Source organism: Bacteroides sp. 3_1_13, from assembly GCF_001185845.1.
GTDB lineage: Bacteria > Bacteroidota > Bacteroidia > Bacteroidales > Bacteroidaceae > Bacteroides > Bacteroides xylanisolvens.
In genome coordinates this window covers 2,930,488-2,944,224 of record NZ_KQ236955.1, presented here as the reverse complement: position 1 = coordinate 2,944,224, position 13,737 = coordinate 2,930,488, and the positions used below count along the sequence as shown (strand labels likewise).

At 44.1% G+C, this 13,737-nt stretch carries 8 protein-coding genes; 1 reads left to right on the top strand and 7 read right to left on the bottom strand.

Going from position 1 to position 13,737, the window contains the following annotated elements; translation table 11 throughout:
• Nucleotides 1-9: 9 nt before the first annotated feature.
• From HMPREF9009_RS10715 to mutA, 6 genes are all read right to left on the bottom strand, one after another.
• Complete coding sequence (locus HMPREF9009_RS10715; RefSeq protein WP_008024828.1) at nt 10-1,650, bottom strand: SusD/RagB family nutrient-binding outer membrane lipoprotein; 1,641 nt, start codon at nt 1,648-1,650, stop codon at nt 10-12.
• Between the two features lie 5 nt (nt 1,651-1,655).
• On the bottom strand, nt 1,656-5,018 hold the full coding sequence (locus HMPREF9009_RS10710; protein WP_049702107.1) for a TonB-dependent receptor: 3,363 nt from the start codon (nt 5,016-5,018) through the stop codon (nt 1,656-1,658).
• Between the two features lie 228 nt (nt 5,019-5,246).
• Nucleotides 5,247-6,254 (bottom strand): FecR family protein, encoded by a 1,008-nt coding sequence (locus tag HMPREF9009_RS10705; protein ID WP_004313561.1) that lies wholly within the window; start codon nt 6,252-6,254, stop codon nt 5,247-5,249.
• 63 nt (nt 6,255-6,317) lie between these two features.
• The gene (locus HMPREF9009_RS10700) at nt 6,318-6,869 is read right to left on the bottom strand and encodes an RNA polymerase sigma-70 factor (protein ID WP_004313560.1); all 552 of its coding nucleotides are present in this window, start codon (nt 6,867-6,869) and stop codon (nt 6,318-6,320) included.
• Nucleotides 6,870-7,017: 148 nt separating this feature from the next.
• Entirely contained in the window at nt 7,018-9,165 is a 2,148-nt protein-coding gene (gene scpA, locus HMPREF9009_RS10695; RefSeq protein ID WP_008641116.1) for a methylmalonyl-CoA mutase, read from the bottom strand.
• Nucleotide 9,166: 1 nt separating this feature from the next.
• Nucleotides 9,167-11,068: a methylmalonyl-CoA mutase small subunit gene (gene mutA / locus HMPREF9009_RS10690; protein ID WP_008641109.1), complete on the bottom strand. Its 1,902-nt coding sequence runs from the start codon at nt 11,066-11,068 to the stop codon at nt 9,167-9,169.
• A 269-nt stretch (nt 11,069-11,337) separates the two neighbouring features.
• On the opposite strand from mutA, the gene HMPREF9009_RS10685 reads away from it, so the two are divergent.
• Nucleotides 11,338-13,002 (top strand): putative transporter, encoded by a 1,665-nt coding sequence (locus HMPREF9009_RS10685; protein ID WP_008641106.1) that lies wholly within the window; start codon nt 11,338-11,340, stop codon nt 13,000-13,002.
• Nucleotides 13,003-13,096: 94 nt separating this feature from the next.
• On the opposite strand, the gene HMPREF9009_RS10680 is transcribed toward HMPREF9009_RS10685, so the two are convergent.
• Nucleotides 13,097-13,729 carry a cytidylate kinase-like family protein gene (locus tag HMPREF9009_RS10680; protein ID WP_004313556.1) on the bottom strand — a complete coding sequence of 211 codons (633 nt, stop codon included), beginning with the start codon at nt 13,727-13,729 and terminating at the stop codon, nt 13,097-13,099.
• Nucleotides 13,730-13,737 lie beyond the last annotated feature (8 nt).

The following is a 13,737-nucleotide window of genomic DNA, read 5'->3' as shown; positions in this document are numbered from 1 at the left end:
AGGTTCGTTCTAGTTTGAAGATTGACTATTCTCAATGGAATGGTCTTTCTTATCCCACCAAAGTTTAGTTCCTGCGGCATCGGGACCATTCAGCATTTCTACAGCTTGATCGATGTATTTCGGATTTCCCGTATATTCATCTGCAGGGAAAGGCAGACGACGGGGACCGATTGTTACATTCACACTATTATTGGGGTCTTTATTCTCCACGGCAGGCAACAACTTCGGGTAGCCCGTACGACGATGTTCCGCCCATGCTTCCAGCCCCAGCGGGAATATTGCAATCCATTTTTGAGTAATGATACGCTCCAGGTTCCGTTCGAAATACTCCGCTCCAGGTTCCCAGGCAATCGTAATGGTACTTACCGCCGGATGGCTATACTTAATATCAGCCCCGTCCATCGGGTTCACATAGTCTATAGGCTTTTTCGTCGCATCCTTCACATATTGGTCCGCTCCGGTGGCTCCGCCACGCTCTTCGAATGAAAGGGCAATAGCCTTTTCATACAATGCCTGCGCATCGCCTCCCATATTCCAACCACGCAACGCGCCCTCGGCACGAAGGAAAGTCACCTCCGCCGCATTCATCCAGAGATAAGGATCGGTGCTGGAAATCACCTGCTTTGAGTAAAGGTTAATCATGTCGTCTTTCTTCTGGGTAAATATGCCGATACGTACACCGTAATAATCGTATACATCGACTTTCTCGCCATCCTGATCGACTGTCTGCACACCTTTGACAAACATCTTATCCAAACGCGGATCTTCATAACCTTTCATAATAGAAACTAAATCGGCACTGATACGGTAGTCATTCCAGTTATTAAATAGCAACTCCGAACGGTTCTCCGCCACATGAAGCATGGCGTTGTCCTCATTCGATTCAATCACTCCCGCTTCCACAGCCTTCTGCGCAATACGTTGCGCCTCGGTAGGATTGACATAGCTCATACGCATGGCAATGCGAAGTTGCATGGAATGTACAAACTTACGCCATTTGGAAATATTTCCGTAATACAAGTCTTCCAGTTTGCGGAAAGCCTCGGACGACAGGTCTTTGTTTTCCTCCAACACTTTATCCGCTTCTTCCAGTTCTTTCAGCATCTGTGTATATACCTGCTCCTGCGAATCGTAAGGGACAGCCAGGTCTTCACCCGAATTATCATTATCCATCATCTTCGAATAAGGAATCGGACCATAAATGTCCGTCACACGATGCATGATACACACCCGGAGAATTTTACCAAAAGCTAAAGCCACAGGGTCATCCGTCTTGTTCATCATATCGCGGTACTGCGGGTACATGTCTTTAATCGGATCGGCAAACGGGGATTTGAGCCATCCCTGTTCGGGATTGAAAGTAGAGAATTTCATCACCCAAGTGTCTACAATTCCTTCCAGATAACCACCGTATGCTCCTCCTGCCATGGCATCCATAAACTGGTAAAGGTGTTCACGTGTAGGAATCACCAATCCCTGCATTCCTTTGAGCGTAGCACCTACAATATGATTCTCACGCTGCATTTCTTCTCCGTCCGCTTCGTACATACTCCGGTTGATGTCGCTGTCGAAACAACCGCCCAACGGAAGCAGAAATAATGAAAGGATCATTATCAGAAGAATGTTATATATTCGTTTCATGTCCATCATAGTATTTAGAAGTTAATCTTTATGTTAAATCCTATATTCCGGGTACTCGGCATCATGAAGTAGTCGATTCCCTGATAATAGTTGTTCGTAGTAGCTACTGCTTCAGGATCGAAAGGAGCTTTACAGTAGATCATCCAGAGATTTCTGCCCACAAGGGATACATTGATATCACAAACATTGCCCAGCCAGCGGCGCGGAACGGTGTAACCGATATGTGCCTCCTGCAGACGCAGGTTGGTAGCACTATAAGTATAGTAGGTAGGCAATCCGCTCTGCGATGCTACCACTTCATAGAAGCTTTGCGGATTCACGCGGCTACGGCCGTTTATCCATACTCCTCCGGCATCACGCGCGGCAGCAGATGTTTCAGATACTCCGTAGAGATCAAGATAAGCCTGTGTTGCCGAATAAACGATTCCGCCCAAACGGGCTGTCAACAAGAAACCGGCATTGATACCTTTATAAGAGAAGCTATTATTCCAAGCTAAATTTGCCTTAGGAAGTACGCTTCCCAACTTTATGTCACCGGCATTGTCGATGGCTGTCACATTGCCGCTATCGTCAATCAGGATATTACCGTTAATATCACGCTTCAAATCGGCATGGGTATAAAGATCGCCCAGCGTACCACCTTCCTTCAGGATAAATTTCGCCTTTCCGAATCCGCGGCCTTCATCGGTTTTGAGTTCCAGTTTATTGACGTTGTAAGTTTTTCCCGTCTCCGGGTGAACATAATCCTTCACCAGTTCAACGATTTCATTCTTGTTGGCCGAGAAAGTAAAGCTACTGTCCCAACCGAAATCTCCCCAACGATGTCCATAAGACAACATAGCCTCGAAACCATAGTTGCGTACATAACCCGTCTGTACATACAGTTTGTCATATCCTGACGAAACAGGAAGCCGAGGATCAAATGTCTGATTATAAGTATTGGCGTAATAGAAAGATCCGCTCAATTTGAAATCTTTAAACAGGGTTGCATCCAGACCTACTTCCCATGAGTCAGTACGCTCGGGGTATAGTTTACCAATGGGATAATTCGTCTGCGATTTCCAGTCCTGCTTATTGGCATCATACGAGTAAGTAGGATAGGTAAGAAAACGAGGATAAGGATTACCTACGGAACTGAATGCTCCGCGTACTTTAAGATAATCCACCCAATCAGGCAGTTTCAACATTTCAGTGATGACAGCCGAAAGCCCTACGGAAGGATAGAAGAATGAAGCCTGCGGAGAATGTGTCAGCTGCGAAGCCCAGTCGTTACGTCCTGTAACGGTGAGATAAAGCATACTTTTCCACCCTACTTCGGCACTGGCAAAAATAGATTCGGTCGCTTCGCGCCAACCCACCTGCGTAGCACGTTTTTTTGCGTTGTCAAGGTCGTAAACATTGAACAGATTAGGAATACCAGTTTCTCGTATAGGCCCCGCATAGCCCAATTCCTTACTAGTCACTCCACTATAACTGGCACCGATATTGGCTACAATCGTAAAATCCTGAATACGTTTATTAATATTCACCAACACATCGGCATAAGTCTGCGAATATTGTCCGTTATTTACTGTATAATGGCCTTGTGAACTACCGTCAGTCAGCGTGTTGCTACTGCTTGCATAAAGCTTGCCTTCATATTCGCTATGAGTATTGTCGATGCGGACACGCCCTGCCACATTCAGCCAGTCAAGAATCTGGTAACTCAAACCTGCTGAAGCCATATAGCGTTTCTTATTGTTGAGACGGAGATTACGGTAAGCAATCCAATAAGGATTCTGCATACGAAGGTCACCTTCGCCCTGCGGCCAAAACTGTACGCTAATTTTCCGGGCTTCATCCCAACGCTCGAAATTCTTCACTATAGAGAAATCATCCCCACGAGGGAAAAGATAAGCAGAAACCAACGGATTGGAGTACTGCCCCTGATTGGTCATATTACGGTCGTTCTGAAGAATATAGCTTGCACTTACATCCAGTTTCATCTTATCATTCAAGAAACTGGTCGTATTGCGGAAAGTGAAATTATATCTGTTATACCTATTGTTGGGAACCATCCCTGCCGAATTGACGGCAGCCGCAGAAAAGAAAGTCTGATTTTTATCCGTTCCGGTAGACAACGTAACGGAATTTGTATATACCGCACCCGTATCAAAAAAATCATCCGGCTCATATCCTGTTTGAGCAGCCGAGTTTAACTTCGGTCCCCAGCTATAAATATTGGAATTTCCTGTTTTACCATTACTACCTGTACCATAACGGTCCTGGAACTCGGGCATCTTAAAAGCATTCAACCATTCGATGCCACTTGATACACCTACTTGCAGCTTACCTACCTGTCCTTTTTTTGTAGTAATCACAATCGCACCGTTTGCCGCATTACTACCATAAAGGGCGGCAGCTGCCGCTCCAGTCAGTACGGAAATGCTTTCTATATCTTCCGGATTAATATCAGCAATGGCCTCGGTAGCTCCCTTTGAACCAAATTCCGTATCTCCTCCGCCACCGAAATTATACATCGGAATACCGTCAATCACATACAAGGCGTTACTACTCTGTTCAATAGACTTTGTTCCACGCATCACCACTCTACTTGCCCCACCGACACCGGAAGAGCTCGTATTGATAGTAACACCCGCAACTTTACCATTCAGGCTGTTTACAAAATTAGCATCCTTAATTTGGGTCAGTTCGTCGGACTTTACTTGCTGTACGTTGTAGCTCAATGCTTTCTGCTCGCGTTTGATGCCAAGTGCTGTTACAACGACTTCACTCAACAGTTTTGTATCCGAAGCCAGTTGCACGCTATATGTATTCTGTCCGGTTACTTTTACCGTCTGTGGAGTGTAACCTACATAACTGATACTCAACACACTTCCTGCAGGAGCTTCGAGCGAAAAGTTACCGTCTATGTTTGTGATAGTTCCAATGCTTGTACCTTCCACACGTACATTGACACCAATCAACGGTTCTCCGCTATCATCCAGTACGCGTCCGGTGATACGTTTGGTGGAAGCAGTTTCGGTTGCTTTCTGTTCTTGTGGAACGATGATGACATATTTTCCTTTGAGCTGATACGTATATCCTGTACCTTTTAGGATTTCCGTGAGAGAGTTCTCCAACGTGGCTTTTTCCAACGCCAAATCGATGGAGGGTTTGTTTTTCAACTGCGACTCGTTGTAACCAACGGACAGTTTCGTTTGTTTTTCCACTTCTTTCAATGCCTCGATGACCGATATGTTTTTCTTATGGATCGTAATCCGGGCATTACTACTTTGAGCAAAAGTAGGGGTAGAAAGGAGCAGACAGCACAAAAAAAGCATAAATACTCGACTGATTGCCTGCTTATTGGCTATAAATTCATAAATTTGCTGCATCTTCTTAGTATTAGTTTATACAGATAAAGTTAGATTCTCGAATTTAGTAGCGTCTGGTTAACGCTAATAGTAAGAATTTCGATTTCACATCCGGGGGAAGGTTGCAGCTTCTCCCGGATATTTTTTCCACATAGGCTCAATGTATTTTAAGGTTAATATTCAGTGTTTACAAGTTCTATTTTGTTCCCCGGTGCCGAAGCATGTCTTCCCCGGTACCGGAGCCTATCTTCATCGGTGCCGGAGACGCCCTTCCCCGGTGCCTGAAATATAGCACTTGTCTCCCACTATTTTATAGTCCAGATTTCCCGTCACACGAGCGATAATATCCATCACTTCTTCCATAGAAGCATTTTGCCCGAAAGTAAGATTGAACCGGTCTTCTTTCAGACTACGGAAACTATAAACAAAGGTGTAAGGGTATTTGCGTTCGAGACGGGTGAAGATTTCTTCCAATGTCATACTGCGGAAAACGATTTCGCCACGTTGCCAAGCAGTGACATCCTGCATATCAGGATGAAGTACGTTTCCGGAGCGGGTACGTTTGTTATAAGCCAGTTGCTCGTTCGGCTTCAAGATCTCCTGCCCCTGCTGATTATTGTACTCTACCAACACTTTTCCGGAAATCAGGGTAGCTGTCACTTCCTCTTCGTCGGGGTAGGCTGTCACGTTGAATTCCGTTCCGAGTGCCGTCACCTGAAAGTCCGAGGACTTCACGATAAAAGGATGCTCTTCGTCACGTTTCACCTTGAAGCCGGCTTCTCCCACAAGATACACACAACGGGTATCACCCTTAAATTGCTGTGGATAAAGTAAAGTGCTTTGGGAATTAATCAATACCTGCGTACCATCCGGCAAAGTGATGTTCCGCATCTCGGCGGTAGGAATATATGCTTGCAACAAATCTGGTGCCTGCCGGTTCTGCAAAGCCAGATAGATAGAAACGGAAGAAAATGCAATCAACAAAGCTGCCGCTACGCGCCACACTACCAGATGAGTACGTAAAGAATGTATCCTGCGCCTCGTTCCGATGCCTGTCAGTTCACGCATCCGTTCCAAAGAATGACGGTAGCCGGAAGTCGTTGCCGATTCGGTAGCCTCCCAAAGTTGATTGAGTTCATGATCTTTTTCATCGGCACGTTCTTCGTCGGTCAGCCATGTACGGAAATCCTGATCGACTTCTTTCGGATAGTCGTGATTGATATAACGGTCGATTACATCGCGAATATAATTCTTCATAAGGTGATATTTATTGTTCTGTTTAGAAACGCTTACGTAAATATCACTACTCAGCAAGGACAACTACGGGAAAAGACGGAATAGAATAACAAACATTAACACTTTGCGGAGTTCCGTCAATGTTTTATAGATGTGATCTTCTACGGTACGCAAGGGGATTTGCAGTTTATCTGCTATTTCTTTATGAGAAAGTCCTTCAAAACGGCTCATCTCAAAAACCCGTCTACGGCGATCAGGCAACTGACTGAGTGTCATCCTAATAAGCATTAATACTTCTTTATAGTATAGATTTTCTAACAGGGAGGAATCTTCGTCACAAAGTTCACCCAACAACTGGGCTTTCAAAACTTTGTCTTCATATTCCTGCTCTACCTTCTGATGCTTGAACAGGTTGAATATTTCATTCCGAGTCACAGTATAGAGATAACCAGTCATGGTTTCCTGATCTTGCCAAAGTTCAGGACGTGTCCATAACTTAAGAAATATATTCTGGGCAATGTCTTCCGCATCCTCCTCCGACTTGGTCAACAACTTCGCAAAGTTCTTCACACGAGGGAAGTTAGCGGCATAAAACTGCTCAAAACGGATATCCAATTCTGCTATCGTTTCGTTCATCTGTCGAGTCTTTTACTATGAAACCCGGGGCAAATATAGGCAAAATTAATTTCAGGCAATGGATGCAAACAAAAAAAACATCCCACCTTTTAAACCAAAACAAGTCTAAAAGGTGGGAATATTATAAGATTCTAAAGAATCTCAGAAGTTATTCTTCATCCATCAGAATTTCCAAAATCTGACAAGCAGCCTTCGCCACCGGAGTACCCGGACCAAAGATAGCAGCTACACCTGCCTTATACAGGAAGTCATAATCCTGTGCAGGAATAACACCACCGGCAATCACCACAATGTCTTCACGTCCCAGTTTCTTCAGTTCTTCAATAATCTGCGGAACCAATGTCTTATGACCGGCAGCCAGTGAAGAAACACCTACTACATGAACATCGTTTTCTACCGCTTCACGAGCAGCTTCTGCCGGAGTCTGGAACAACGGTCCCATATCCACGTCGAAACCACAGTCCGCATAACCCGTTGCTACTACCTTGGCACCACGGTCATGACCGTCCTGTCCCATCTTTGCAACCATGATACGAGGTTGACGTCCCTCTTTTTTCGCAAACTTCTCTGCCAGTTCACAAGCACGCTTGAAGTCGCTATCGTTTTTACTTTCTGATGAATACACGCCTGATATAGTTCTAATTATTGCTTTATAACGTCCTACAACCTGTTCGCACGCATAAGAAATTTCGCCCAAAGTAGCACGAACACGAGCTGCTTCAACTGCCAGTTCAAGCAAGTTACCCTTGCCGGTCTTCACACATTCAGTGATAGCTGCTAATGCCTTGTCCACTTCAGCCTGATTACGTCCTTCTTTCAAACGTTTCAGGTTTTCAATCTGTTCAAGACGAACTGCCGTATTATCAATTTCAAGGATATCAATCGGAGCTTCTTTTTCCAAACGATACTTGTTCACACCCACAATGGTCTGCTGACCGCTGTCGATACGAGCCTGTGTACGTGCAGCCGCTTCCTCGATACGCATTTTAGGAATACCTGTTTCGATAGCTTTCGCCATACCACCCAGTTTTTCAATTTCCTGAATATGTTCCCAAGCCTTGTGTGCCAGTTCGTTCGTCAGAGATTCTACATAGTAAGAGCCGCCCCATGGGTCAACGTTCTTGCAGATGTAAGTTTCTTCCTGAATATAAATCTGTGTGTTACGTGCGATACGTGCAGAGAAATCTGTCGGAAGAGCAATAGCCTCATCCAATGCATTGGTATGCAAAGATTGGGTATGTCCCAAAGCTGCAGCCATAGCCTCAATACAGGTACGTCCTACGTTGTTGAACGGATCTTGTTCCGTCAATGACCATCCGGAAGTTTGTGAGTGAGTACGCAAGGCCAGTGATTTCGGGTTCTTCGGATTAAACTGTTTCACAATCTTCGCCCACAGCATACGTGCGGCACGCATCTTGGCAATTTCCATGAAGTGATTGGTTCCGATTGCCCAGAAGAAAGAAAGACGCGGAGCAAATGCATCAATATCAATACCTGCTGCTGTTCCGGCACGGAGATATTCCAAACCGTCAGCCAATGTATAAGCCAACTCAATATCTGCGGTAGCACCTGCTTCCTGCATGTGATAACCGGAGATAGAAATAGAGTTGAACTTCGGCATCTTCTGTGAAGTGTATTCGAAAATATCAGAAATAATCTTCATAGAGAATGCAGGCGGATAAATATAGGTATTACGCACCATGAATTCTTTCAAAATATCATTCTGGATAGTACCTGCCATTTCTTCGAGTTTAGCACCCTGTTCCAAACCGGCATTGATATAGAATGCCATAATCGGAAGCACAGCACCATTCATCGTCATGGATACAGACATCTTATTCAAAGGAATACCATCGAACAAAACTTTCATGTTTTCCAATGAACAGATAGATACACCTGCTTTACCTACGTCACCCACTACACGTTCGTGATCGGGATCATAACCGCGGTGAGTAGCCAAGTCAAATGCTACTGACAAACCTTTCTGACCGGAAGCCAGATTACGGCGATAGAAAGCATTGGATTCTTCGGCAGTAGAGAATCCGGCATACTGACGGATGGTCCAGGGACGAAGGGTGTACATTACTGAATACGGACCACGCAAATAAGGAGGAAGTCCGGCAGCATAGCCGAGATGTTCCATTCCTTCGAGGTCTTCTTTTGTATAAACAGGCTTCACTTCAATGTGTTCCGGTGTTTTCCAGTCAGCGGAGATACCGTTAGCCTTTTGCCATTCAGCACCATTAGCAGGCTGAAATGCGGCATATATATCGATGTTTTTAAAATCTTTTCTCATCTTACTTCAATAGTTTAGCGTTAAACTCTTTCAAGGTATCCAATACGTTGACACGAACATGGATGAAGTTTTCGATACCTGCGGCTTTCAAGTCATCCATACAAGCCGGAGCACCGGCAACGATAAACATAGCGCGACCATTCAAGGCCTTGAAAGCAGGAACTGCATATTCAGCATATTCATCATCGCTGGAACAGATGACAACAATATCAGCTTTCGCAGCCATCGCTGCCTCTACTCCTGCCTCTACTGTTTCAAATCCAAGATTATCGATTACTTCATAACCGGCACAAGCCAGGAAGTTGCAAGAATATTGCGCACGTGCCTGACGCATCGCCAGATTACCAATTGTCAACATGAACGCTTTCGGACGTTTGCCCGATGCTTCCGTTTCAAGACGTAACGCTTCAAACTCACTGGCTGCACGATCGAATACCAATGTATCCACATCTTTCTCACAAGTATGAGAGTCACCTCCACAGCAGCATTTTCCTTCCACAGGTTTCTTGTCACCGGCTTTTTCGTTGAAATTCGGGAATTGGTTAGTACCCAACAGAATTTCACGACGCTGTGCCACTGCTTTATGACGAGCTTTATTGCTTTCGTTTACTGCAGCCTGAACCGTACCAGCTTTTAATGCGGCATAGAAACCACCTGCTTCTTCTGTAGCAAGGAAGATTTCCCACGCTTGTTTAGCAATGGATACAGTCAGGTTCTCAATATAATAAGAACCGGCAGCCGGATCAATTACTTTATCGAAATGAGATTCTTCTTTCAGCAATAGTTGTTGATTGCGAGCCAGACGTTCTGATAACTCATCCGGAGTCCCATAAGTCTTATCAAACGGAACGACTGTCATTGAATCTACCCCACCCAAAGCGGCACTCATTGCTTCAGTCTGTGTACGAAGTAAATTCACGTGTGCGTCAAACAAAGTAAGATTAAAAGTAGAAGTTTCGGCATGAACCGCCATTTTTGCTGCACAACGACATTCGCCGTTAGCTCCCTTATTATCGCAATCACGCAGACATTCAGGTTTATAAGAAGCTACGATATTTGCCCACAATAGACGTGCGGCACGGAACTTCGCAATTTCAAGGAAGTAATTGGAGCTGATACCGAAGTTGAATTTTATCTTTTTAGCTACTACGGCAGCGGGAATACCGGCATCAGTCAACTGATTCATGTATTCATTACCCCAAGCCAATGCATAACCCAACTCTTGAGAGATATAAGCTCCGGCATTGTTTAATGAGATTGCATTTACATTCAATACACGATAAAAAGGAAGCGGCTGGATAGCTTCGATCAACGCTTTCGCTGTCTGTACCATATCCCCTTTTTCCTTACCGCGAGTCAGCATCTTATTGAAGAAATCATAATTGATAGAGCCTTTCAGCTTCTTCACATCATAGTCTTTCTTCTGAAAATAAGCCACCAGCAAATTAGCCAACTCCACAACATGCCCCTGGCAAGTTGAGAAATTTAATTCAACGCACTCTGCCTGAATATCATTCAACAGCGTCTCGATATATTCCGCATTGAGTTCTTTTGCTTTTACATGGAAAGATAGTGAATCAACACCCTTATTTAAGATGTCCAGTGCTTTTGCATTGGCCTCTTTGGGGCATTCTACCCTGATTTCCTGGCGAACCAACCACTCATTGTTGTCTTTTTTAGTTCCTCTCAGATAAGGGAACTCTCCGGGAAGCGCATCAGTAGTTTTTAAACCCTCCAGATCTTCCATCCGGTAGAAAGGTTTCACTTTAAACCCTTCGTTTGTTTTCCAAACGAGCTTCTTCTCAAAATCAGCACCTTTCAAGTCGGCTGTAACCTTCTCCATCCATTGTTCGGTGGAGACAGGAGAAAAGTCTGAGAAGAGTTTTTCTTTTTTGTCTGCCATAGTTTATCTAAAATTAAAACAAGATTAATATTGTCTTTATTTTTATCTATCTCTTTCTTATTGTCTGTTGTTCGACATGCAAATATAACCAATAAGTTAAAACAAAACTTCTTTTTATAGAAAATTCGCACACCTCTCACTCTCGCATAGAATCTGTATAGAAATTCTTCATTCTTTATTTTTTTAGTTCTCCATTTATTTGATTTGCTCCAATGTTATGAGTAATTTTGCACCCGTTTTTAGAAAAACATTATAAAAACTGCTATATTATGGATTGGTTACAAAGTTTATTGTGGGACCCCAGCTCCGTAGCTCACATCGTGCTTCTCTACGCATTTGTAGTGGCAGCCGGAGTGTATTTGGGCAAGATAAAGATATTCGGAGTATCTTTGGGCGTCACATTTGTTTTGTTTGCCGGCATCCTAATGGGACATTTCGGCTTCACAGCCGATACACACATCCTACATTTCATCCGTGAATTCGGATTGATCTTGTTCGTATTCTGTATCGGTCTTCAGGTGGGGCCATCTTTCTTCTCTTCTTTCAAAAAAGGAGGAATGACATTGAACCTGTTGGCTGTAGGCATCGTAGTGTTAAATATTGCCGTTGCACTGGGGCTTTACTACCTCTGGAACGGCCGAGTAGAACTGCCGATGATGGTAGGTATCCTCTATGGAGCTGTCACAAACACTCCGGGACTTGGTGCCGCCAATGAAGCATTGAACCAGCTTAATTACACTGGTCCACAAATCGCACTGGGATATGCGTGTGCTTATCCGCTGGGCGTGGTAGGTATTATCGGTTCAATCATTGCTATCCGTTACATCTTCCGTGTCAATATGGCTAAAGAGGAAGAAAGTCTGAAAATCCAAAGTGGAGATGCACATCACAAACCTCACATGATGAGTCTGGAAGTACGCAATGAATCAATCAGCGGAAAAACTTTGATTGAAATCAAGGAATTTTTAGGCCGCCAGTTCGTTTGTTCCCGTATTCGTCATGAAGGTCATGTAAGTATCCCCAACCATGAAACCATATTCAATATGGGGGATCAATTATTCATTGTCTGTTCAGAAGAAGATGCTCCTGCAATTACCGTATTTATCGGTAAAGAAGTGGAACTCGACTGGGAGAAACAAGACCTTCCCATGGTTTCCCGCCGTATTCTGGTGACTAAACCGGAAATCAACGGAAAGACTTTAGGATCTATGCATTTTCGTAGTATGTACGGAGTGAACGTTACCCGCATCAACCGTTCCGGTATGGACTTGTTTGCCGATCCAAATCTGGTACTTCAGGTAGGTGACCGTGTAATGGTGGTAGGTCAGCAAGATGCAGTTGAACGTGTGGCAGGTGTTTTGGGTAATCAGTTAAAACGTCTGGACACACCGAACATTGTGACTATTTTCGTTGGTATCTTCTTAGGAATTCTCCTGGGTAGCCTTCCTATAGCATTCCCCGGTATGCCGACTCCTCTGAAATTAGGTTTGGCAGGCGGACCGCTGGTAGTAGCTATTCTTATCGGACGTTTCGGTCATAAGCTCCATTTAGTGACTTATACAACCATGAGCGCTAACCTGATGCTTCGCGAAATCGGTATCGTGCTCTTCCTTGCCAGTGTCGGTATAGATGCCGGAGCCAACTTTGTGCAAACGGTAGTTGAAGGTGACGGATTACTATACGTAGGTTGTGGTTTCCTTATCACCGTTATCCCGTTGCTTATAATCGGTGCTATCGCAAGATTATATTATAAGGTAAACTACTTCACCCTGATGGGATTGATAGCCGGTAGTAATACCGACCCGCCCGCATTGGCTTATGCCAATCAAACAACATCCGGAGATGCTCCGGCAGTAGGGTATTCTACAGTTTACCCATTATCCATGTTCCTCCGTATTCTGACGGGGCAGATGATATTATTAACGATGATGTAAATCATGTTTTATTTATAAATAATAAAGCCGGTCATATCCTTCAATGGAATATACCGGCTTTATTTCTTTTTCTTATAGACTTCTTCTACGCCTATTATATAAGCTGTAGTTTCTTCACTACAAATTCTTCTATAAACCGAACTGTCTCTTCAACTCCCAAAGAAGAAGAATCGACACACAAGTGATAAGTAGCAGCTGCTCCCCACGTTTTATAACTATAATAATTATAATACTCCGAACGTCTCTTATCCGCTTTTTCTATCATTTCTTCTGCAGCTTCCGCATCAATATGATGCATGGCGCATAATCGCGCAATACGATCTTCCTTAGAGGCCGAAATAAAAACATTCGCACAACGGGGATGTTCACGCAGAATATAGTCCGCACAGCGTCCGACAAAGACGCAAGATTTTTCTGCCGCCAGATGACGAATCACATCACTTTGCACTTTAAACAGGGCATCATTACTCAAACAGTTATTACATGGCATAGCTCCTTCACTGATAAAAGGGAAACGCATGCCGAACAATCCGCCAATAATACCTTGCGAAGCTTTCTCATCCGCTTTTTCAAAAAATTCTTTGCACAACCCGCTTTCTTCAGAAGCCAGATTAATCAATTCTTTATCGTAGAAGTCAATCCCCAAACGGGCTGCCAACTTCTCTCCTATTTCTTTTCCGCCGCTACCTAGTTGCCGACCGATGTTGATAACATAATTACCGCTCATAGTACATT